The 22024-nt window shown below is 63.5% G+C and carries 20 protein-coding genes; 8 read left to right on the top strand and 12 right to left on the bottom strand.

The window, feature by feature from the left end; all coding sequences use genetic code 11:
- Nucleotides 1-35: 35 nt before the first annotated feature.
- A complete protein-coding gene (locus ACYU70_RS07155; RefSeq protein ID WP_342296719.1) occupies nt 36-1451 on the top strand; it encodes a cytochrome P450 in 1416 nt (471 codons plus the stop codon).
- Nucleotides 1452-1617: 166 nt separating this feature from the next.
- On the opposite strand, the gene ACYU70_RS07150 is transcribed toward ACYU70_RS07155, so the two are convergent.
- Both ACYU70_RS07150 and ACYU70_RS07145 read right to left on the bottom strand, forming a co-directional pair.
- A complete protein-coding gene (locus tag ACYU70_RS07150) occupies nt 1618-2472 on the bottom strand; it encodes a universal stress protein (RefSeq protein ID WP_342296717.1) in 855 nt (284 codons plus the stop codon).
- A 240-nt stretch (nt 2473-2712) separates the two neighbouring features.
- On the bottom strand, nt 2713-4038 hold the full coding sequence (locus tag ACYU70_RS07145) for a peroxiredoxin family protein (protein WP_342296715.1): 1326 nt from the start codon (nt 4036-4038) through the stop codon (nt 2713-2715).
- Between the two features lie 239 nt (nt 4039-4277).
- Between ACYU70_RS07145 and ACYU70_RS07140 the strand changes: the two genes are divergently transcribed.
- Nucleotides 4278-6557: an aconitate hydratase gene (locus tag ACYU70_RS07140; protein ID WP_342296713.1), complete on the top strand. Its 2280-nt coding sequence runs from the start codon at nt 4278-4280 to the stop codon at nt 6555-6557.
- 419 nt (nt 6558-6976) lie between these two features.
- Here ACYU70_RS07140 and ACYU70_RS07135 read toward each other — a convergent pair whose 3' ends face one another.
- The 4 genes from ACYU70_RS07135 to ACYU70_RS07120 form a co-directional block, all read right to left on the bottom strand.
- On the bottom strand, nt 6977-7738 hold the full coding sequence (locus ACYU70_RS07135; RefSeq protein ID WP_342296711.1) for an EcsC family protein: 762 nt from the start codon (nt 7736-7738) through the stop codon (nt 6977-6979).
- 16 nt (nt 7739-7754) lie between these two features.
- The gene (locus ACYU70_RS07130) at nt 7755-8177 is read right to left on the bottom strand and encodes a hypothetical protein (protein WP_342296709.1); all 423 of its coding nucleotides are present in this window, start codon (nt 8175-8177) and stop codon (nt 7755-7757) included.
- Nucleotides 8178-8210: 33 nt separating this feature from the next.
- On the bottom strand, nt 8211-8972 hold the full coding sequence (locus tag ACYU70_RS07125) for a glycosyltransferase family 2 protein (RefSeq protein ID WP_342296707.1): 762 nt from the start codon (nt 8970-8972) through the stop codon (nt 8211-8213).
- A 65-nt stretch (nt 8973-9037) separates the two neighbouring features.
- The gene (locus ACYU70_RS07120) at nt 9038-10621 is read right to left on the bottom strand and encodes a MutS-related protein (RefSeq protein ID WP_342296705.1); all 1584 of its coding nucleotides are present in this window, start codon (nt 10619-10621) and stop codon (nt 9038-9040) included.
- Nucleotides 10622-10757: 136 nt separating this feature from the next.
- Here ACYU70_RS07120 and yiaA point away from each other — a divergent pair, with 136 nt between their 5' ends.
- Both yiaA and ACYU70_RS07110 read left to right on the top strand, forming a co-directional pair.
- A complete protein-coding gene (gene yiaA, locus ACYU70_RS07115; RefSeq protein ID WP_342296703.1) occupies nt 10758-11162 on the top strand; it encodes an inner membrane protein YiaA in 405 nt (134 codons plus the stop codon).
- Between the two features lie 18 nt (nt 11163-11180).
- Entirely contained in the window at nt 11181-11870 is a 690-nt protein-coding gene (locus ACYU70_RS07110) for a TIGR02117 family protein (protein WP_342296701.1), read from the top strand.
- Nucleotides 11871-12108: 238 nt separating this feature from the next.
- Here ACYU70_RS07110 and ACYU70_RS07105 read toward each other — a convergent pair whose 3' ends face one another.
- Complete coding sequence (locus ACYU70_RS07105; protein WP_342296699.1) at nt 12109-12357, bottom strand: hypothetical protein; 249 nt, start codon at nt 12355-12357, stop codon at nt 12109-12111.
- A 232-nt stretch (nt 12358-12589) separates the two neighbouring features.
- Between ACYU70_RS07105 and ACYU70_RS07100 the strand changes: the two genes are divergently transcribed.
- Together ACYU70_RS07100 and ACYU70_RS07095 are read left to right on the top strand one after the other, a co-directional pair.
- The gene (locus tag ACYU70_RS07100; protein WP_342296698.1) at nt 12590-13051 is read left to right on the top strand and encodes a LexA family protein; all 462 of its coding nucleotides are present in this window, start codon (nt 12590-12592) and stop codon (nt 13049-13051) included.
- Between the two features lie 108 nt (nt 13052-13159).
- Nucleotides 13160-14491, top strand: a complete 1332-nt coding sequence (locus tag ACYU70_RS07095) for a Y-family DNA polymerase (RefSeq protein ID WP_342296697.1) — start codon at nt 13160-13162, stop codon at nt 14489-14491.
- A gap of 81 nt (nt 14492-14572) precedes the next feature.
- Here ACYU70_RS07095 and ACYU70_RS07090 read toward each other — a convergent pair whose 3' ends face one another.
- The 3 genes from ACYU70_RS07090 to ACYU70_RS07080 form a co-directional block, all read right to left on the bottom strand.
- Complete coding sequence (locus ACYU70_RS07090) at nt 14573-17410, bottom strand: S8 family peptidase (RefSeq protein ID WP_342296696.1); 2838 nt, start codon at nt 17408-17410, stop codon at nt 14573-14575.
- Nucleotides 17411-17561: 151 nt separating this feature from the next.
- Entirely contained in the window at nt 17562-17819 is a 258-nt protein-coding gene (locus tag ACYU70_RS07085) for a hypothetical protein (protein ID WP_342296694.1), read from the bottom strand.
- 79 nt (nt 17820-17898) lie between these two features.
- The gene (locus ACYU70_RS07080; protein WP_342296692.1) at nt 17899-18207 is read right to left on the bottom strand and encodes a hypothetical protein; all 309 of its coding nucleotides are present in this window, start codon (nt 18205-18207) and stop codon (nt 17899-17901) included.
- A gap of 192 nt (nt 18208-18399) precedes the next feature.
- Here ACYU70_RS07080 and ACYU70_RS07075 point away from each other — a divergent pair, with 192 nt between their 5' ends.
- Nucleotides 18400-18843, top strand: a complete 444-nt coding sequence (locus tag ACYU70_RS07075; protein WP_342296691.1) for an energy transducer TonB — start codon at nt 18400-18402, stop codon at nt 18841-18843.
- Nucleotides 18844-18849: 6 nt separating this feature from the next.
- Here the strand turns inward: ACYU70_RS07075 and ACYU70_RS07070 are convergent, their stop codons facing one another.
- Together ACYU70_RS07070 and ACYU70_RS07065 are read right to left on the bottom strand one after the other, a co-directional pair.
- Complete coding sequence (locus tag ACYU70_RS07070; RefSeq protein WP_342296689.1) at nt 18850-19404, bottom strand: hypothetical protein; 555 nt, start codon at nt 19402-19404, stop codon at nt 18850-18852.
- Nucleotides 19405-19474: 70 nt separating this feature from the next.
- Nucleotides 19475-20287 carry a universal stress protein gene (locus ACYU70_RS07065; RefSeq protein ID WP_342296688.1) on the bottom strand — a complete coding sequence of 271 codons (813 nt, stop codon included), beginning with the start codon at nt 20285-20287 and terminating at the stop codon, nt 19475-19477.
- A gap of 221 nt (nt 20288-20508) precedes the next feature.
- Here ACYU70_RS07065 and ACYU70_RS07060 point away from each other — a divergent pair, with 221 nt between their 5' ends.
- Entirely contained in the window at nt 20509-21978 is a 1470-nt protein-coding gene (locus ACYU70_RS07060; RefSeq protein ID WP_342296687.1) for a L,D-transpeptidase scaffold domain-containing protein, read from the top strand.
- The last annotated feature ends 46 nt before the right edge of the window (nt 21979-22024 follow it).

Raw genomic sequence — 22024 nt, 5'->3', positions numbered from 1 at the left:
TTTTTGGGAGCTGCATCCAAGTGCGGCCCCGTGCCATGAGCGAGCTACCGGTTGTTGAGAAGGATTCGGAAAATGCGTTTCGGCTGCCCCGGTTGCCGCGCTGGCGCTCCCTGTTGCGCTCATTTGCGCTGGCCAAAGACCCGCTGCCGGTGCTGAATGATACGCTGGCGCACTACGGCGACACGGTGGAGCTGTTCATCGGTGGCGTGGAAAAAAGCATTCTCACCCGCGACCCCGGCCTGATTCAGCACGTGTTGCAGAAAAACAACCGGAACTACGCCAAGTCGAAATTCACGCGGAGCTTTTCGCGCTATATCGGCCACGGCCTGCTAACCAACGACGGTCCCGACTGGCTGCGGCAGCGCCGGCTCATTCAGCCCGGTTTCCACCGGCAGCGGGTGGCGGGCCTCACTGGCCTGATGCAGGAAATAACGGCCGAAACGCTGGCCCCGCTGGTGGCGCAGGCCATGGGCGCGGACGGTGCTGCCACCGTGGCCGTGCACGAGCTTATGACGCGCCTCACCTTCCGCATCATCGCTCGCTCGGTGTTCAGTACCAATTTCCCGGAGGCCGAGTTGGACCGGCTGGCGGGGCTGATTACCGAGATTCAGGCGTTTTTCGTGCGTTCCGTTCGGCAGCCCTACCTCAAGCCGTGGTTCCGGCTGCGCGGGCGGTTTGACTACCACGATGCGCTGGCCGCCGAGCTGCGCGCGCTGCTGGGCGGCCTCATCACCAAGCGCCAGCAGGCCAACGCGAATCCCAACGCCACCCCGCCCGACGACCTGCTGCAAATGCTGCTCGACGTGCGCTACGAGGATACCGGCGAGCCCATGCCGACGGACCGCCTCATCGACGAATCCCTCATCCTGCTCGTGGCCGGCCACGAAACCAGCGCCAACGCTCTCACCTGGCTCACTTACCTGCTGGCCCACCACCCGGCCGAGGCCGTGGTCATTCAGCAGGAAATGGCCGCTGTGCTGGCCGGCCGCGTCCCCGCATTTGAGGACCTCCCACGTCTCGGCACCGCCCTGAATGCTGTGCAGGAAGCCATGCGCCTCTATCCGCCCGCCTGGATGGTGGACCGTGTAGCCCTGGCCGATGACGAATACAACGGCTTGCGAATCCCCAAAGGCACGCTGTTTTCGCTCTACTTCCACGGCCTCCACCATGATGCGAAATACTGGCCCGCACCCGAGGAATTCCGGCCTGGTCGTTTTGCGCCCGGCGCGGCGAGGCCGGTGCAGGCCAACGCCTACGTGCCCTTCGGCGGCGGGCCGCGCCTGTGCATCGGGATGCAGTTCGCCCTCACCGAAATGCAACTCGTGACGCTGGAGCTGCTGCGGCAGTTCGATATTGAATGGGTGGCTGGCCAGCCGCCGGTGACGGTGCAGCCGCTCATCACCCTGCGGCCGAAGCACGATTTTCAGGTCCGGCTGCGGGTGCGGGGGTAGGTGAGGGGTTTAGGTTTTAGAACAGCCCTAATTCAGAACGTCATGCTGAGCGCAGCCGAAGCATCTCTACCGCGAGAGTAACTGATTACTTCCTCAGTAGAGATGCTTCGGCTGCGCTCAGCATGACGTTCTGGTAAAGCGTTCTGAACGGCTAAGCCGCCGGCTCCTACGCCGCCAGATGGTACGTCAGCACCGGCGGGAAAGCGTGGGTGGCCACGGTTTCGGCAATGCTGGTGCGCAGGAAGCGGCTCAGGCCCGAGCGGGCGTGGGTGGGAATGACCACCATGTCAGCCCCCACATTCTGGGCGTATTCTTCGATGCCGACGCTGGTGCGCTCCGCATCCACCTCGGCCGTCTGGCAGTTGAGCAGGTGGTGTTGCTGGGCGAAGGCCTGCATTTGCTGCTGGGCGACATGGCCGCTGCCGCCGGCCGCTACGTGTAGCAGATGCAGCGTGGCGTTGGGGAAATCGGCCTGCACCTGGCGCAGGCCTTCCAGGGCGCTGGCGGCATCGGCCGAAAAATCAGACGGAAACACGATGTTCTGCACGTCGAAATCGGTGTGCGGGTGCTTCACCGTGAGCACTGGGCAGGGGGCCATTCGAATAAGGCGCTCGGTGGTGGAACTCACGAAAAAATGCTCTACCGCGCCGTGGCCGCGCGCGCCCAGCACCACCAGGTCGGGGTGGTCGCGGTTGATGGCGTGCAGAATTCCGTCGCCGACGCGGGCAATTTCCACCTCGTCCTGCACCGGCACTTCGGGAGCCAGCATGGCCGCTTCATCGCGCAGCAGGTGCATCCGCCGCTTGGTCGTTTCCAGCAGCTTAATGGTGAAAATCCGGTCGACGCTGTGGCCGCCCGCCGACGAGCCCATCGTACTGAAACCACCCGATACGCCCTCGGCTTCTTCCAGCACGTGCAGCAGCATGATGCGGCCACCCGTGCGCTTGGCCAACTGCAAGGCTACCTCAAAAGCGTTGTGGGCTTCGGGTGAAAAATCGGTGCAAACCAGGATGTTCTTCATGGCCGGAATGAGTGAGGTGAGGGGAAATTACCGCCTCTTCCGCCCGCCGTGCCAGGCGGCGGGTGGAAGAATAATAGCATATCACAATATACTACGCAATGCCGCCTAGTTGTCCTCGGCCACGCATTAAAATAGGGCTTTTCATTCCGACGGAGGAGGAATCTGAAAACTGTATCCAGATTCCTCCTCCGTCGGAATGAAAAGCCCTATTTGGTTAGGCGCTAACTCTACCGCTCCAGTCTACTCTTTCAGCAGCTTATCCACGGTCTTATTGAAGCCGTCGATTTCCTCCTGATAATACTTGCCCGTGCCCGGCCCCGAGAAGCCGGTATGAATCTTCCGCACATTGCCTTTTTTGTCGAGGAAAATAGTGGTCGGGAAAGCCAGGAATTTTGCCAGCTGCGGCAGCGATTTCGCCACCGAATCCTTATCGGCCACACCCGCAAAAGCCACGTCGTAGCCCATGTGGAACCGCTCGCGCATGCTGCGCAGCTTGGCGGCTGATACCGCGTATTCGGGCTTGCGCTCGTAGCCCAGGCCGATGATTTCCACGCCGCGGGCTTTGTTTTTCTCGTACCACGGGGCCAGGAAATTGGTTTCGTCCATGCAGTTGGGGCACCACGTGCCCAGGATTTGCAGCACTACTACCTTGCCCCGGTATTTGGCATCGGTGGGGGAGATAGAGCTGCCCTCAATTGCATTTGGGAACTTGAAATTCAGCCGGCTTTCGCCCTTTTTGAGGTAGGCGAGGGTGTCGGCGTCAGGCAGCTTGGCCTTGGGGTCGGGCACGGCCGTCCAGGTTTCGTGGCCGGATTTGCCGGAGTAGAAGTCACCGAACAGCGTGTTGGGGGCGTATTCTTTGGTGATGTCTATGGGCTCCTTCGGCCCGTTTTGGGCCGTGAACAGGAAGGCGTGGCTGCCGTCAAACGTGCTTACGGCCATTTTCTGCCCAGTCACTACGCCGCTGAGGTAACGGTAGTCGCCGGTGGTGGTGAGGAAGGTGCCCGTGAGGCGGTTGCGATGCTGAACGAAAACGCCCGTGGCCGGGTAACTCTCGCCGCTATCGTCGCGGAAAGTAGCCCGCCAAGTACCCCCAAAGCTGCCAATTTGCTCAGCCTTTTCAGAGGCCGAGAACAGCTCCTGCGCGCCGGCCGTGGCCGTCATTGGCACGCGGTACGGCGTTTTCGAGTCGTATTTCACCCAAGTGCCTTTCAGCTTATCCGAGCCATTGGCCCGCACCACCAGCGCTGCATCAAAGGCGTGCATTCTTATCGTCGTCGAGTCGCCGGCCGATTTGATATCCTCGCAACGCAGCCGCTCCTCGCCGTTCAGGCCTTTATTAATGAGGTAGACCACCGGCTGCCCGGCTTCGGTTTTCACCTCAAACAAAAACGGGATTTCCTGGCCCTGCGTGGCCAGCACGCCGCGCCACGGGCCGGGCGTGAGCACCGGGGCCGCCGCGCCGCCGGTAGCGGCCGTTTCGGAAGTAGAGGTGTTGGAAGAGCAGCCAGCAAGGCCCAGGCCTAGCGCGGCCGTAGCCATTAGGCAGAGAAGATTGTTATTCATAAGTAAGCGCAAAAATGCAAAGGCAAGCTCCACAAACCGCTAACCCTGCCAATAGGTTGCCGCCTGCCTCTGCGTCATCTGCGCAAGCCTGATGCGCCCGCTGCGGGTTAAGCTCATCCGAACGTAACCCCAAAAACCCACGTTAACCCTATGCAAACCCGCATCTGTGCATTTGGGCTAGGTCCAACTTGCCGTGAGTGCTACATTTGCGCAACCACACTTATAATAACACGCATCCTATGGCTTTCGACCTGGAAATGATTCGCACGGTGTACGCCGGCATGGGTTCCCGCATCGAGGCGGCCCGCGCCGCCGTGGCGCGCCCGCTCACCCTCACCGAGAAAATCCTCTACGCCCACCTCTACGGCGGCGAAGTAAAGCAGGCCTACGAGCGCGGCGTTTCCTACGTCGATTTCGCCCCCGACCGCGTGGCCATGCAGGATGCCACCGCCCAAATGGCGCTGCTCCAGTTCATGCAGGCCGGCAAGCCCACGGCCGCTGTGCCCTCCACGGTACACTGCGACCACCTTATCCAGGCTAAAGACGGCGCTACGGCTGACCTTGCCGAAGCCAACACCGAGAACAAGGAAGTGTACGACTTCCTGGCCTCGGTTTCCAATAAATATGGCATCGGCTTCTGGAAGCCCGGCGCGGGCATCATCCACCAGGTAGTGCTGGAAAACTACGCCTTCCCCGGCGGCATGATGATTGGTACCGACTCGCACACCCCCAACGCGGGCGGCCTGGGCATGATTGCCATCGGCGTGGGCGGTGCCGACGCGGTGGACGTAATGGCCGGCATGGCCTGGGAATTGAAATTCCCGAAAGTCATCGGCGTGAAGCTGACCGGCAAGATGAGCGGCTGGACTTCGGCCAAAGACGTGATTCTGAAAGTAGCCGGCATCCTGACCGTGAAGGGCGGCACCGGGGCCATCATCGAGTACTTCGGCGATGGCGCGGAGGCGCTGAGCGCCACCGGCAAAGGCACCATCTGCAACATGGGCGCTGAAATCGGCGCGACCACGTCGGTGTTCTCCTATGACGAGAAAATGGGCGACTACCTGCGCGGCACCGGCCGTGCCGAAATCGCGGATGCCGCCGCCGCCGTGCGCCAGCACCTGCGCGCCGACGACGAGGTGTACACCCAGCCCGAGAAATACTACGACCAGCTCATCGAAATCGACCTCAACACGCTGGAGCCCTACGTGAACGGCCCGTTCACGCCGGACGCCGCCTGGCCCATTTCGGAGTTCGCCGCTGCCGTGAAAGAGCACGGCTGGCCCGAGAAGCTGGAAGTCGGCCTGATTGGCTCGTGCACCAACTCTTCCTATGAAGACATCACCCGCGCCGCCAGCATCGCCAAGCAGGCGGTGGAGAAAGGCCTGACCGTGAACGCCGAGTTCACCATTACGCCCGGCTCGGAGCTGGTGCGCTACACGGTGGCCCGCGACGGCCTCCTCGACACCTTTGCCGACATGGGCGGCGTGGTGCTGGCCAATGCCTGCGGCCCGTGCATCGGCCAGTGGGCCCGCCACACCGACGACCCCAAGCGCAAGAACTCCATCATCACGAGCTTCAACCGCAACTTCGCCAAGCGCAACGACGGCAACCCGAACACCCACGCCTTCGTGGCCTCGCCCGAAATCGTGACGGCTTTCGCCATTGCTGGTGATTTGACTTTCAACCCCCTCACCGACACGCTGCCTGGCAAAAACGGCCCCGTGAAACTGGATGAGCCCCAGGGCGTGGAAATGCCCCCGCAGGGCTTCGCCGTGGAAGATGCCGGTTTCCAGGCTCCCGCCGCCGATGGCTCGGGCGTGCAGGTGCTGGTGAGCGAAACCTCCGACCGTCTGGAGTTGCTCCAGCCCTTCAAGGCTTGGGAAGGTACTGATTTGATGGGCCTGCGTCTGCTCATCAAAGCCCAGGGTAAATGCACGACGGACCACATTTCGATGGCCGGCCCGTGGTTGAAATACCGCGGCCACCTCGATAACATCTCGAACAACATGCTCATCGGAGCCACCAACGCCTTCAACGGCGAGGCCAACTCGGTGCGCAACTTCGCGGTGCAGGGCGATGGCTACACCACCGTGCCGCAGTCGGCCCGCGCATACAAGAGCGCCGGCATCGGCACCGTGGTAATTGGTGACGAGAACTACGGCGAAGGCAGCTCGCGTGAGCACGCCGCCATGGAGCCCCGCCACCTCGGCGTGCGCGCCGTGATTGTGAAGAGCTTCGCCCGCATTCACGAAACCAACCTGAAAAAGCAGGGCATGCTCGGCCTCACCTTCGCCAACAAGGCCGATTACGACCTGATTGAGGAAGGCGACACCATCGACATCCTCGGCCTGACGGATTTCCAGGAAGGCAAGCCCCTGCAGGCCCGCCTGCACCACACCGATGGCGACACCGACCTCATCACCCTCAACCACACCTACAACGAAGGGCAGATTGAGTGGTTCAAAGCCGGCTCGGCCCTGAATTTGATTCGCTTGAAAGAAGCCGGGCAGGCGGTGTAATTCCCGTCAGCCAGTAGCTTAAGTTGCAACGGCCGCCTCAGGAAACTGGGGCGGCCGTTTTGTATTGAGGTCAGGTCATTTCCCTCTAGTGCGCGTGGCAGATGCTTGCCCGCGGGGAGTCGATTGCAATGCAACACTAAATGAACGGCCCATTATGATGCTGTTCATGACGTCATGTCATGTAGCACGGGCCGTTAATAATGCTGCCGGGGTGGTAATGATGTCTGCCGTGACGTCATATCATGTTGTCGAGGTGGCAAGCATTGCTGCCGTAGCCGCGAAGACCTTAGCCGGGCTGGCAATGATAGCAGCGGAGTTGACATGCCTAGCGGCCGGGGTGACATGGGTGTCTGCCGAGCCGACAAGCACCGCAGCGGAGCTGGTGGGCCCGGCGGCCGGGGCGGTAAGCATCCGTGGCGCTATGGCAAGCGTGGGGGCAGGGGCCGCGACTGCAAGCTTTCGGCCGCGAAGTACCGCATCCGGTAGCAGTTCTTGGCAGTTTCGCCCAGCTGCTCGATGAGCTTGTAGTTGGCCACGGCCCCCACGGCCGCCCCCACGAAGGGCAGGAGCTGGGCCATTTTGGCGAGGTCGATGTAGTCGCGGTATTCCTGCTGGAAGGTGCGCCAGTAGAATTCTTCCGGGTTCAGGGGCAGGGTGAGGCGGTAGGCATCCCAGTCGGCGAGGCGGTGGTAGGTGGCGTTGCGGGTGTGCTGGCTGCTGAAGGCCAGCTGGAACACGTAGAGCAGGTAGAGGCGCTCGGTGTAGTCGTGCACGTCGTAGCCGTAGGCGGCGGCCACGTCGAACAGCAGTTTGAGCTTAAGGCCGAGTAGCAGCGGGAAATCGGCGAGGCCGAGCAGGAAGCCGCCCGCGCCGGTCATGGCCCCTTCGGCGGTGGCCATGGTCCGGTAGTTGCGAATCTGGCCGCGCACAGCGGTTTCGCGCTGCGCGAACGTGGCATTGGCCAGCACCTTGCCGGTGGTGTGCTGCGAGCCGAAGAGCACGCCGCGCACCATTTGCTTGATGGCAGATGTGATGGCCTGGTGCACCTTTTCGGGTAGGAAAGCATTGAGCCGCACCTGCACGCGCCGGGCAAAGTTGTTGAGAAACGAGGGTGCCCGCTGCATTTTCAGCTGCCAGGCGCGGAGCTCGATACGGGCTTGCTGTTCGTCGTCGGAAGTCATAGTTTCGGGGTCGAAGCTAAAGCGTGGCTACTTGGTCGGCACGCCCTTCGCGCGGCTTCTGCACGAGGTAATAGTACAGCAGAATGCCTAGCCCGATGAGAAACGGCACCAGCGCCAGGTGCTTGCCCGTGACGTGCGGGGCCACCTGCACAGTATCGAACCCGAAAAATTCGCTGGTCATCCAGTAAGAGTTGGCCGTAATCCAGAACACGATGGCCAGGTTGTGGGCCAGCTCCGAGGTGTAGGCGCGGGTGCGCCAGGCAATGACCAGGGCAATGCCCAGCGTGGGCAGCACCATGAGCAGGCCCAGGGGCCGCCACACCATGCACCAGGCAATGTCCTTCAGCAGCCAGAACAGAATGTGGGTGTTTTCCATCTTCCGGTACGCAGCCGGGATGGCGTACACTTCTTCTTCTGCGGCGGTTTCGGGGGCGGCCATGGGGCGGGCAAAAGCCCAAAAATAAGGCGTATGCTACTTCCCTGGTTCGGCCACGCCCAAGGCTTTTAGCTGTTTGGCGTATTTCTGATAAATCACCCGCAAATCAGCGTTGTGCGTCTCCGCATCCACCCCAATGCTCACGTTGCGGGCGTGGAAGCGGTGCAGGTGGCTGATGTGTGGGCACACCACCGGCAGCTGCCCGGCCAGCAGAAAGCGCACGTAGAGGTCGAGGTCCTCGGCCATCTTCAACTCGCCGTCGTAGCCGCCCACTTTGTCCACAAAAGCCCGGCTGTAGCACACGTTGCCCTGAATGAAATGCTCGGCCCGAAAAATGGCGTGGAGCATGGCTGTTGGTGACTCAAACTGCCAGGCGTAGTAATCCTCGTTGGGCAGGTAGCGGCCGGTTTCGTCCACCCGCAGGAAATCGGCCACAAACCACGGCCGGCCGGGGTGGGCCTTAATTTGGGCGGCATAATTATGCAGCGTGCGCTGGAGCATGATATCGTCATCATCCAGCGGCACAATCCAGGCATCGGGTGTGGCTTCCGCGATGAGGAGGTTGCGGGCCGCGCCGGCCAGCTGGCGGCCGGGCGAGTGCCAGTGGCGCAACGGCGGGCCGGGCTGGGCGGCGGCTTCGCGCAGGTAGGCGGCCGTGCCGTCGCGCGAGCCGCTGTCGTAAATCAGGTGCTCAAAAGTGAAGTCGAGCGGGGCGCTGATGCTGGCACGCACGCTGGCCACGGCCTCGGGCAGCAGCTCCCGGCGCTGGTGAGTGGGGGTGATGACAGAAAAATGCATATGCCCGGTGTTCGTTGGCGAAGCCGGAAAAGTTGCCGTTTGGGTCGAATGAGTGCGTAATGTGCTCATCCGGCGGCATCCAGCGTGCGGCTCAGGGCCAGGGCTTGCTGCACGATGCTGGCCGGGTAGCCCGCCCGCGCCAGCAGCCGGATGGCGTTGCGGGTAGTGAGCGGGCCGGGCTTGAGCTGGTAGTCGAAGTACCAGTCGGTTTCGGTCACGGTTTCGGAGAAGTGGTATTCGGTGAAGGCCGGGGCGAGGAGCGCACCCAACTCGCCATCGTGCGTGGAGGCCACCACCAGGCTGTGGGCTTGCAGGTGCGCCAGCACCGCCTGTGTGGCCGCAATGCGCTCCACCGTATTGGTGCCCTTGAACAGCTCATCGAGAATAAACAGGTAGCCGCCCGTCTCCGCCTGCTGAATAAAGCCCAGCACCGCCTCAGCCTCGGCAAAATAATAGCTCTTGCCCTCGGGCAGGTTATCGGCCAGGTTGATGCTGGACACCACCCGCCGGAACGGGGCCGCGTAAGCCGCCGCCGGGCAGGTGGCAATGGTCTGGGCCAGTAGCGTATTGAGCCCAATGGTGCGCATGAACGTGGTTTTGCCCGACATATTCGAGCCCGTGAGCAGCACGCTGGCCTCGGTCACGACCAGGTCGTTGGGCACGCAGCCGGGCACCAGCGGGTTGTAAGCCGCCGTGAGGTGCAAGCCGGTTTCTTCGGTTGTAAAAACCGGCACGCAGTGTAAGAATCTTGCCCGGAAGCCGGATACCGCCACCGCGCAATCGGCGTAGCCCACGGCCTCGTACACGGCCCGGATGGCGTCGGCGTGTTGCTCCACGTCGCGTCGGCAGCGGTGGTACACGATGAAATCGAGCAGCAGCACAATCTTGATGTATTCCAATATCAGCCACGGCAGGGCGGCCAGGTCGGATTGCAGCTGGCCCTCGAACTGCAAAAAGGCCACCTTTTTCACGAGCGAGCCCAGCCGGCCCAGCGGCGCGGCCAGTCCGCTTAGCGCAGGCAGCGGCAGGCCCAGGCGGCTTAAATCGAGCCCGGTGCGATAGAGGCTGCCCAGCTGCAGCATGGGCCGCACGCCGGCCACCACCCGCGCCCGGCTCCAGATGTGCAATACCGTGTGCACCAGCAGCTGCCCTCCCGTGAGCAGCCATAGCGCCGGCGCCCAGAAGCCGCCCACAACCGTGGCCAGCAGCAGCAGCACCAGCGCTGGGGCCGCCGCCGCCCAGGGCAGCTCGGGCAGGGGCTCGCCGGCCAGCAGGTCGGCCAGGTAGTAGGCGGCGGTGGAGGTGAGACGGCTGAGGGCCAGCTGCACCCGGCCGCGCTCGGTGGGCCGGGCAGCGAAGAACCCGGCCGCTTCGTCGAACTCCCGCAGGGCCGTCGCATCATCCAGCGGGCTGCGCAGGCGGTGGTAGAGGCACTGCTGGCCCACGCGGCTCACGGTGCCGTCGAGCAGCGTGAACAGCTCGTCGCCGTTCAGGTCGGTCCAGGTTTGCTGGTCGAGCCGGTGGTAAGCAGGTTCGGCGGGCACTGCCGCGTGGTAGCGGGCAATGAGCGGGAAGTTGCGAAAGCGGGCCGTGGGCTGCCGCCATTCGGCATCGAGGGCGGCCAGCCGCTCGGAGGTTGAAGTCCACATGGAAAGCGAGGGGAGGGGCCGCCGCAGACGGCGGCAGCCGGACAAAAGTACAGGCCGCCGCCGGTTGCCCCGGCCCGTGGCCTATCCGATTTTTGCCGTACTTGGCGGCGTTAAACTCAACCATTTCCACACAAGCATGAACCCCCAACCGCAACCGTCCAACGCCTTTATCGCCGCTTCCTGGGTAGCCCTGCTGGCCGGCCTGGCCGCCTTCATCATCGGCCTCTGGAACGCCGCCATGCCCCTGAACGAGAAAGGCTACTACTTCACGGTGCTCATGTACGGCCTGTTTTCGGCCATTTCCCTACAAAAAAGCGTGCGCGACCGCCTCGAAGGCATCCCTGTAACCAACATTTATTACGGCCTGAGCTGGTTTTCTACCGTACTGTGCATTCTGCTGCTCACTGTTGGGCTTTGGAACGCCACGCTCACCCTGAGCGAAAAAGGCTTCTACGCCATGTCGTTTCTGCTGAGCATGTTCGCGGCCATTGCCGTGCAGAAGAACACCCGCGACAGCCAGCGTTCCGGCGTTGCTCAATAAATCCGCTTACCCCAATCTATGTCGCTCACGCTTCGCAAAACCCTAAAATTCACTGGCTACACCATTGGCGGCATTATCGGCGTGGCAGCGCTCTACGTCGGCTCGGCCCTGGCGCTGTCGGCCATTCCGGTAGCCAAAACCGACCCCAACGCCCCGGCCGACGTCACCGTGTTCCTGCACACCAACGGCGTGCACACCGACATCGTGCTGCCCATCAAAACCGACCAGATTGACTGGAATCAGCTGCTGCCCATCGCCAACATTCCCTCGCAGGACAGCACCATGCGCTACATCGCCTTCGGCTGGGGCGATAAAGGCTTTTACCTCGACACGCCCACCTGGGCCGACCTCAAGTTCAGCACCGCCTTTGTTGCCGCGTTCTGGCTGGGCTCCTCGGCCATGCACACCACCTACTTCCACAGCCTCGCGCCCGGCCCCGAAACCATCCCGCTCCATCTCAGCCGCGCCGAGTACGCCCGCCTGATTGCCTACATCCAGCGCAGCTTCGCGCTTGATGCCGCCGGTCACGCCCAGCATATCAAAGGCCACAGCTACGGTCAGGACGATGCTTTCTACGAAGCTCACCGCGTCTACAGCTTCTTGTACACCTGCAACACCTGGACCAACAACGCCCTGAAAGCCAGTGGCCAGCGCGCTTGTCTTTGGACGCCTTCCGATAAAGGGATTTTCCACATCTACGGCCGGTAGCCGGGGTATTGGACAGATTTCCAGACCGTCATGCAGAGCGCAGCGAAGCATCTTGCCCGCCACCACTAATCCAATCAATAAGGATTACTGACTGCGGGCAAGATGCTTCGCTGCGCTCTGCATGACGGTCTTCTTTTATCCGTGACAGAACCCACCCCCCAAAACAAACCGACCCCGCCGGCGGTGAAGCCAGCGGGGTCTTAAGGGATGGAACCATCGGGCGAACGGCCGGCGCGGCCTAGTTCAACCATACGTCCGCCACTTGCTCGAAGCGGTGGGCGGCAAAAGCCCCGTAGGGACGCTCGGCATAAAAACCAAGGACGTGCACCTGCGGATGGCCGGTGCGCACGTGCGGCAACACGCGCACGGCATACACGCGGCCGGCCTCGGGCCAGTCGCCAACGTAGTCGGCCGGACGTTGCGCGTCGTTCACGCAACGGGCAAATTGCTGCAAGGGCAGCGGCGTAGGGAGCTTGACGTTTGACATACCCAAAGATACAATTATTACGGTAAACTAAAAAATTTGGAAAGAATTTTATTTAGGCTTTTTCGAGGAGTAGTTGGGTGATTTCATATGTTCAACATGATTATCCCATGAAGGTTGTAAAATTTTGAATGGAAGGTTGTTGTGTAATGGGTAGGGTAGGGTGAAACAATTGGCTAATTTATTTAGTAATTAGCGGTGCGGACTGTTGTCGCTAAATCACCTGAATATTGTTATGCTTGCATCTATTTGCGATTTTATCGCTGCTCCTCTTTTTAGCACTCGGGAGCTGCCGTTGTTTAGTTGCCCGGTGCCGGCCGGCTTCCCCTCGCCCGCCGACGACCAACTCGATGCGCCGTTCGACCTGACGCAGCATTTGTTCCGAAATCCGGCCTCTACTTTCCTGGCCCGCGTCAGCGGTGACTCGATGACCGGGGCCGGCATCCACCCCGGCGACCTCGTGGCCGTGGACCGCGCCCTGCGCCCTGGCCACGGCAGCATTGTGGTGGCCGTGGTGGAGGGCGAGCACACCATCAAACGCTTGCAGCTGCGCGCCGGCCAGCCTTGGCTGGTGGCCGAAAACGCCCGCTACCCGCCCCTGGCCGTGAGCCGCGACATGGGGCTGGTGGTGTGGGGCGTGGTCACGCACGTTATTCATTCGCTGGGTAATAATGGGACGGGCGGGGGCCGGAAGTAGCCCGGCCCCGCTGCTAGGGTACGTTACAAACGTAGGTCCCGCGTTCCTACACATGGTTATAAACCGATAGATGGTTGAATTTCCCCGCCCAACTCCACATTCAGGTCTATGTATGCCCTCGTCGACTGCAATAATTTCTATGTTTCCTGCGAGCGGGTGTTTGCGCCGCAACTGGAAGGCCGGCCCGTGGTGGTGCTTTCCAACAATGACGGCTGCCTGATTTCGCGCTCCGACGAAGCCAAGGCCCTGGGCCTGAAAATGGGCGAGCCTTACCATCTCGTGCGCCCGTTGCTGGAGCAGCACCAGGTCCGCGTATTCTCCTCCAATTATGCCCTGTATGGCGACATGAGCCGACGCGTGGTGCAGGTGCTGAGCCACTTTGCCGCGGGCGTAGAGGTCTATTCGATTGACGAGGCCTTTCTGGATTTTCGGGGCATGAACCTGCTGGCCCCCGACTTGCTGAAATACGGCCAGAAGCTGCGCAAAACGGTGATAAAGCACACCGGTATTCCGGTCTGCGTAGGCATCGGCCCTACCAAAACGCTGGCCAAGCTGGCCAACCGCCTGGCCCGCAAGCAGGGCACGCAGGGCGTGCTGGTTCTGGCCACGCCCACTGAATGCGAGGCAGCCCTGACCCAAACCGCTATTGCCGACGTGTGGGGCATCGGCCGACGCTACGCCCGCAAGCTGTTGGAAATGAATGTTGATACCGGCGCGGCCCTGGCGGCCCTGCCCGAGCCCTGGCTGCGCCGCCACTTGGGCGGCGTGGTGGGCCAGCGCCTGTGGCGCGAGCTGCACGGCCAGCCCTGCCTAGACTGGAACCCCGCCGAATGGGACGACGACGGCGACCAGCTGCGCCCCGGTGCGGCCAGCCGCCACAGCGTCACCTGCACCCGTTCTTTTGGTCGGCCGCAGCGCGAGGCGGCCGTGCTGGCCGAGGCGGTGGCCACCTTCGCTGCCAAAGCGGCCGTAAAGCTGCGCCACCACGGACTGGCCGCGCACCTGGTAACCATTATTCTGGGCACCGACCGGTATGCGCCTACTGCCGAGCCGGCCACCCGCACCGCCGTGCTCAGCCTGCCCGAAGCGACAAACGACACCGCCTTGCTCACGCAGGCGGCCCTGCGCGGCTTGCTCCAATTGCGCCGGCCCGGTGTGGCCTACCACCGCGCCGGGATACTGCTCAGTGGGTTAGAACCGGTAGGGCAGGCACAATTGGCCCTGTTCAGTGCCCCAGCGGCCGACCAGCAGCGCCGCCAGCAACTGATGACAACTCTGGACGCGCTGAATATGCGTTACGGCCGGCCCCTGGTGCAGCTGGCGGCGGCCGGCGTGGCGAAGTCTGCTACGGGCCAGCCGCTGGCCCCGGCCTGGGCGGGGCGCTCCGCTCACCGGTCGCCGCGCTACACCACCGGCTGGGACGAGCTTTGGACGGTGTGACCAGTCGGTAAACGGCTGCCAGGCAAAGCGTCACTTTCTTTTATAAAAGTGCCTATTATCAGTGCTGATTCGGGCATCTTTTTAGCGTAGCAATACAGATTTGGTAAGTACGCCGCCGGTTCCCTGTGCCCGCAGTATATATAACCCCGGTGCCAAGCCGGTCAGGTCGAGAGTGGCGGCGATGCCGCTGGCAGCTTGTTGGCGGACCAATTGCCCCAGCGCATTGCGCAGCAGCAGCTCACGCAAACCCAAATTTGCCGCTACTTCTACCCGCAGTAAGCCGGTAGCAGGGTTAGGATAAATACTGAAGCCGTCAACCGTCGCTGGGCGCGTGGGCAGTACCGCACTATAAACCGCCGCCGCCGCATCGGCTGAGGCTTGGAGTTGCGCCAGCGTGGGCGCGGCCAGCATGGCGAAGGCCACCGTGGTAGAGTCGCCGGGGGCTAGTCGGGCCAGGCGGGTGCCCACTACCTGCGATACATCGGCACCGTTGGGCAGGCCGGCGGTGCGCTGGGCGCGTGCGGTGCCGCTGCTCAGGGTTAGGAATTTTTCGGCTAAGGAAAAGCCGTCGGCCAGGCGGATGGGGGAGCCGGCGGGCGCGCCACCATCGATGGAATACACGGCCGGCGTGCCGCCGCGCAGCAGCCGGATGCCCGCGTAGGCCACCGGGGGCGTGGTGCCGGCCGGGCCGCCCAGCGCGTAGCAGTAGCCCAGGGCGCGGGCGGTGTCGTAAGCGGCGGCGTTGCGGGCCGCGCCGTCGGGGTTGGGCAGGTCCCAATCGGTGAAAATGCCGGCGTATAGCGGTTTGAGGGTATCGGCGGTGAGGTTCTTGAGCGAATATTCCAGCACCACAAAGTCGCGGCGGCCGGGCGTGGCCCAGGCGTAGGCGCGCTGGCGCACGGCCACGCCCACGCTCCGCACGCGGCTGCCGGCTACCGGAATGGTATCCTGAAAGGCCACGCGGGCTTCCTGGTCGGCGCGGGGGCCGGGCTGCTGGCGGGTGGCCTGGCGCAGGCTGAAAAACGACTGGCGCGACTGCCCGCCGCTGGTGCGCAGCCGGTCCGAAACGCGCGTGGGCGTGGTGGCCAGCAGCAGGCCGCCCTCGCTCAGAATGTTGCCGCTGGTGCGGTAGGTGAGGCCCGCGCCTATGGTGCCGGCCAGGTTATCGAAACCCTGATTGCCCCGGCTGGTGAGCGTGAGGGTCAGGTCGTTGGCGTTGAGAATGACGTAGTCGGGGTTCAGCATCAGGTCCACGTACTGGTCATACTGAAAGCCGCCCGTGTCGGTAATGCGGTAGCGCAGCGTTGCGGTGGTATTGAGCGGAATACCGCTGGCGGCCACGGCCAGCCGGAAGGGCGCGGTGAAGTTGGTAGCGCGGGCCAGCGTGGCCATATTCCCCACCGCAAAGCTGCCTTGCCGCACCGTGATGTAGGGCGAGAGCGAAGTGAGCGTGACCGTGAGGCCGGCCACCGGCTGCAATAGGTTCTGCACGTCCACGGCCAGGCGCAAGGTGTCGCTGGGCGCGTAGGCGGGCCGGGCGGGCAGGAACGTGCTGGCGATGACGCGGGCTTCCTTGGGGTTGGCGGTGAGGGCGCGCAGCACATTGAGGCGGCCGGTGCCGAGGCGGCCAGCCCAGGCCGCGTTGGCGGGCAGGCCGTCGATGTTGTCGGTGGTCTGGCGCAGGCGGGCCATCACCTGAGCCGCCGTGAGCTGCGGGAAACGCCACCGCACCAGCGCCGCCGCCGCCGCCGCCAGCGGCGCGGCAAACGAGGTGCCGCCCACGGCCACGTAATCTGCATCGGCCACGCCGCCGGCCGATACCGTGTGGTAACCCTGCGTGGTGAGGATACTCAGGCCCGGGGCCACCATATCCACGCGGTGGTTGAAGGTGGCAGCGGGGCTTTTCTGGTCGGTGCTGCTCACACCCGATACCGACAGCACGTGGTCGTAGGAAGCGGGGTAGAAGAGGATGTCGGCGCTGGTGTTGCCGGCGGCGGCTACCACCACGGCGTCGCGGTTCACGGCGGCGTAGGTGATGGCATCCTGCTCGAAGCGCGAGTAGCCACCCGGCGCGCCCCAGCTCATGTTGATAATCTGGCAGCCGTGGTCGGCGGCGTACACGATGGCTTCGTAGCCGGCAAAGCTGCCCGTGGGCGTGTTGGGGTAAATATTCAGGGGCAGAAACCGGCACTGGTTGCCCAGGCCGGCAATACCAAGGCCGTTATCAGTGCGGGCGGTGGCCACGCCGGCCACCAGCGAGCCGTGGATGATGTTGATGTCGTAGCCACAGTCGTTGTCGTTGTTGGCCAGGTCCCAGCCGGTGAAATTGTCCACGTAGCCGTCGCCGTCGTCGTCGCGGCCGTTCACGGGGTCGGCGTAGTTGTGCTTGATTTGCTGACGGAGGTCCTCGTGGGTGAGGCGTACGCCGCCGTCGGTGATGCCGATGACGATGCTGCTGTCGCCGCGCGTCACGTCCCAGGCGCGGTAGGCGCGGATTTGCTTGAGATAAAACTGGCTGGCCGTGAGGCTGGTGAGCGTAGAATCGGCCCGGGGGTCGTTGGGCTGGTACATCGGCTCACGGATGTAGAGTGGCTCCACGTACTCCACGGCCCCGGTGCCCAGCAGCACGGCCCGGGCGCGGTCAAACGGCACGGCGGCGGGTAGCTCGATTTGATAAATGCCCCGCAAATCCACGCTACCGGGCCGCTCGGCGCTGGGGGCCTGGGCACGCGGGAATTTCTGCCGTAAATCGTGAGCATTCAGGGATTTTAGCGCGGCTTCGAGCGTAACCGGGGACTGGCCGGAGCGTAGTTTCAGCACCACGCGGCCGGGGATAGTGGGCGGTGCGGCCAACGCCGAAACCGACTGCCCCAGTCCAATTATCAACAAGAAAAATAGGGCGCGTAACGTGTTTTTCATCAGGCAGAAGCGTCGCGGTGAGATTGTAGTTAAAGATAAGTGCTTACGTAGTTATTGTGCGGTCTGGATTAATTGGTAAGGGCCGAAAAAGTAAAGCCGCTGCTTCGGCAGAAGCAGCGGCTTTGGCTGGCAAGGACCGTGAGGCGGGCCCTTACTTGGGGTTGTAAAATTTGTAAGGCTTGGGCGATTTGGTCGTTTTGAAGGACTCCAGCTTGTGGGGTTTCAAGTCGAGAACCGGGCGGCTGCCGCCATTCTCAGCACGGAAGTGGGCCTTGTTGTTTTTGCCCCGGCCCGATTCTGAAGTGTGGGAAAACGCACGCTTTTTCAGCTTGGGGCGCGACTGCGCAGTGGCCGGAAGGGTCAGACTCAGGCCGAAACCCAGAAGCAGCAGTGAGAAAATCTTGTGCATGACGGTAAAAAAGACAGTGAACTGAAGGGAGGGAATACTTTTGGAAAGTGCTTTTGAAGAGGATTAAGCCATTAATCAGCTACAATAAGGCCTGTACGTCGTGGCCCAGGTTTTCGATGTCCTGCCGCAGCTGCTGCCAGGGGCCGGGCTCGGCGCCGGGGGCGGGAGTGCCGGCCTGCGTGAGCTGGGCCGCCAGGCGGGCGCGCTTGGCTTCAAGGGCAGCGGCGTGGGTTTCGTAAGTGTTAGTTGAGCCGGCGGCCGTGGCGTGGGCGCGGTTGTGCAGGGTCTTGATTTTGGCGTCCAGCTCATCGAGGGCCAGGCGCAGGTTGGCGGCCGAAAGCTGCGGGTCGCGCGGAGCGGACGCATCGGAAGTAGGAGAGGGAACCATAAGCGGCGAAGTAAGGGGCGGACTAGCAGGGTATTGTACTGATTTCGGGGCCGAAAGGATGCCAGCCCAACCCGCCGCGCACCCGCTGGCTATGTTACCAACATTACCACAACAAAAGGATAATTCTGAGGGCTCTGAGCCAGCAACGGGGGCGTGTAGCTTTGTACCATAGAACTTTAGCCGGACCACCTTATGCTTTGCCGTTTCGCGCTGGTTGCTGGATTGATTGCGGCGGCCAGTGGTTTGGCCCAGGCCCAGACGGCTTCAGCCGATGTGCCGGCTCAAACCGACAGCGGAACTGCCGCCGCCCCGGCGGCTCCCACCGTCTACTTCACGGCCGAGGAGATGCCTGCCTTCCCGGGCGGCGACGCGGCGCTGGTAAAGTTCCTGAGCAGCAAGGTGAAATACCCCGCCGCTGCGCTCGACCGCAGCCTGTCGGGCAAAGTGCACGTCACCTTCACCGTGGACCCCGCCGGCCACCTGCACGACCCGCGCGTGGTGCGCGGCCTGGGCAGCGGCCTCGACGAAGAAGCCCTGCGCCTCGTGCGCCTCATGCCTTGGTGGACGCCCGGCAAAGTCCACGGCCAGCCCGTGTGGGTGAGCATGACCATGCCCATCGTATTCCGGGCGTTGTAAAATTCATCAACCCCCAAAAGCCCGCGGCAGGCCCAACTCCCGCGCCAGCGGGGCCGCACCCGACTGCCAAAGCGCAGCCAACACGGCGTTGGCGGTTTCGGCCAGCTCCAGGTGGAAATCCTCGTGCAGACGGGTGGTTTGGCGGAGGGCTTCCTGGGTGCGCTTGGCCAGGTGCTGAAGCAGGGGCTGGGTGGGGCCATGCAGGCGCGCCGTGCTGGCGGCCTGATGCCGGAACACGTTGGCCAGCAGCCGCCAGCTAAGCTCAGCTTCGCCGAAGGCATCATCGGTGATTTTGGCGTGGTAAGCCAGCCGCGCCTGGAGCTGCCGCAGAATAACCAGCAGGTCGTTAGGCATTTGGTGGAAGCCCCGCACGGGGTCGTCGACCTGGGTGCGCAGGACGGCGCGGCGGGTTTCCAAGGCCTCGGGTCCTTCGAGCAGGCGGAAGGCCAGTTGTTCGGTCAGCACCGCGTCCTGGGCCACGAGGCGGGCCAGGAGCTGGTCTTTTTCTTTTTGCGGCAGCTGCAACAGGGCTTTGCGGAGGTCGGGCGAAAGGGCGGGCATGGGGTGGCGCTACGCGGGCGGGAGTTCAGCCGCAAACTACGCGCCCCGCGCCCGGAAGGTGCCCCGGGGCCTACTTCGCCGGCAGCACCAGGATGGGCAACGCACTGTCCAGCAGCAGCTCGGCCGTAACGCTGTTATGAAATAGCTTCCCCAGGAAGCTGCGCTCGCGGGCCACCACCACCAGCAAATCGAAGTCGTGGGGCTGGGCTACCTGCAAAATGCCCCGGGCAGGGCTGGCGTTGGTCACGCTGCGGGCGTGGGCCGGGGGCAGGTCGAGCAGCAGGCCGGTTTGCCGCACCGATTCCAGGGCGGCGGGGTCCAACTCGTGGCGGCCGGCCGATACGTTCAGCACGGTCACCTCGGCCTTCAGATTCGTGAAGATTTCCTGCATGGTGCCCGCGTGCGCGCCCAGGCTGAAGGGCTCCCCGTCCACGGCCATCAGCACGCGGCGGGGCGGGGCCGTGCTGGCCACCAGGTGGGGCACCACCAGCATGGGGTAGGGGTGGTGCCGCAGCAGGTCCAGCGACGTGGTTTGCACCAGCTCATCGGGCAGGTCCGAGTGGTCGGGGCGGCCCAGCACTATCAGGGCGGGGTGGTGGCGGGCCACGGCATCGGCTACGGCTACTTCAACGCGGCCGTAGCCTACCTCGGCCACCACGGGCACCGGCAGGCCGCGTGCCACGCTATTGAGAGCCAGCGCCACGGCTTCCTTGCTCAGGTTGGAAAAATTGCCCGTGAAGTGCTCCGGGTCGAGCGCGGAATCGCGGCGCACGTGCAGCAATACCAGGCGCGCGTGGAGCGGCCGGGCCAGGTTGGTAGCATAGTCCAGGGCGCGGTTGGCGGCCTGAAAAAAGTCGGTGAGAATGAGCAGGGAGGACGTCATGAGTGGGTAAGGGCTGGTGAAAGAGAGCGGGACAAAGAACCGGCCTGCGCTATGCCGGTCAGCTATAATAAGTTAGTAAAAATGCCTGATTTTTATCATGTTCCACGGGGTGAGGTTGGCCTTATAATGGGGTTCCGGCATTGGGCCGAAAGCCCGGCAGCTGATTTGCTTAAGTAATATATATTAATTACTATTATAAAGAATTATACTTGCTGATTCCGATGGTTGCTCTCCGCCTCCTGCCGGTTTGCCTGTGCCTGGTCCTGACGGCCCCGGGGGGCGGCCTCGTGCCCGGCTGGCGCGTGCCAGAGTCGCCCCCGGCCGTCATCGAACCCGCCAGCCCACCACCCACCGAGTCCGTGGCCCACTACATTCAGGCGCTGCTTGATACCACGGCCGCCGGCAGCCTGCGCGCCGCCGACGAGTCGCGGGGCCTGCAGGCGGGGGCCACCGTGCGGGCATTTTTCGGGGCCGCCTATGCTCCGGCCTGGGGCACCGCGCCCGATAGCCTCAACACCCGCGCCGCCCTGGCCCTGCTGGCCCGTGCCGCCGAGCACGGCCTGAGCGCCGCCGACTACCACCTGGACCAGCTGCTGGCCCTGCGCGATTCGCTGGGCCGCGCCCGGCACCCGGCCGCCGCCCAGCAGGCCCGCCTCGAAGTGTACCTCAGCGATGCGGTGCTGGCCTTTATGCGCGATTTGCGGCGCGGGCGACTGCGGCCCTACACGGTGTCGGTGGGGGAGAAGGCTGCCGGGCCGGGCCGGCAGCCGGCCTCGGTGCTGCGTGCCGCCCTGGCCGGCCACAACGTGCCCGCCGCCCTGCGGGCCAGCCAGCCCGCCAACCGCGAGTACCGCCAGCTGCAACAGGCACTGGCGCAGTGGCTGGCCGCCCCGGTGCTGCCCGACTCGGCGGCCCGGCGGCGGGCGCAGTACGAGCAGGTGGCCCTGAACCTGGAGCGCTGGCGCTGGGATGGCATCCCGGAAGCCGAATACATCCTCATTAACCTGCCCGCCTACGAGTTGGAGGTCATCGCCCGCGACTCGGTGCAGCGCCGCCACCGCGTGGTGGTGGGCAAGCCCGAAACGCCCACGCCCACGCTCAGCAGCCGCCTTAGCTACTTCACCCTGGCCCCCGACTGGCACGTGCCGCAGTCCATTGCCACGAAGGAAATCCTGCCCCGCCTCAAGAAGGACCCCGGCTACCTGTACCGCAACAACTACCGCCTCACCGATGCCCAGGGCCGGGGCCGCAACCCCTGGCACATCAACTGGGCCAACGTCACGCCGGAGAACTTCGATTTTACCATTCGGCAGTCGGCCTGCTGCGATAATGCCTTGGGCAACATCGTGTTTCGCTTTGCGAATCCGTATTCCATCTACCTGCACGACACGCCGGCGCGGTCGCTGTTCAAGTCTCCTCGTCGCGCCCTTAGCCACGGCTGCATCCGCCTGCAGAACCCCATGCTGCTGGCGGCCTACCTGCTGCGCCGCGAAGGCCGCCCCGTGCAGCTGCCCACCGAAGACGAGTGCGCCGAGATGCCGCGCCCCCGCGATGTGCGCCTGGCCCGCCCCTTGCCCCTGTACGTGCGCTACGCCACCTGCACCGCCGAAAATGGTCAGCTCCGCTTCCTGGCCGATGTGTACCACCGCGACGAAGCCCTGCGCCAGGCGCTGTTCGGCCTGCGGCCCTAGCTTGGGCTCGGTAGTGTCCGGTTTATGATATAAATCATATTGTAAG

The organism is Hymenobacter segetis (genome assembly GCF_054776495.1).
Note: the sequence above shows the minus strand (reverse complement) of the source record. Positions and strands in the feature narration are given on the sequence as shown.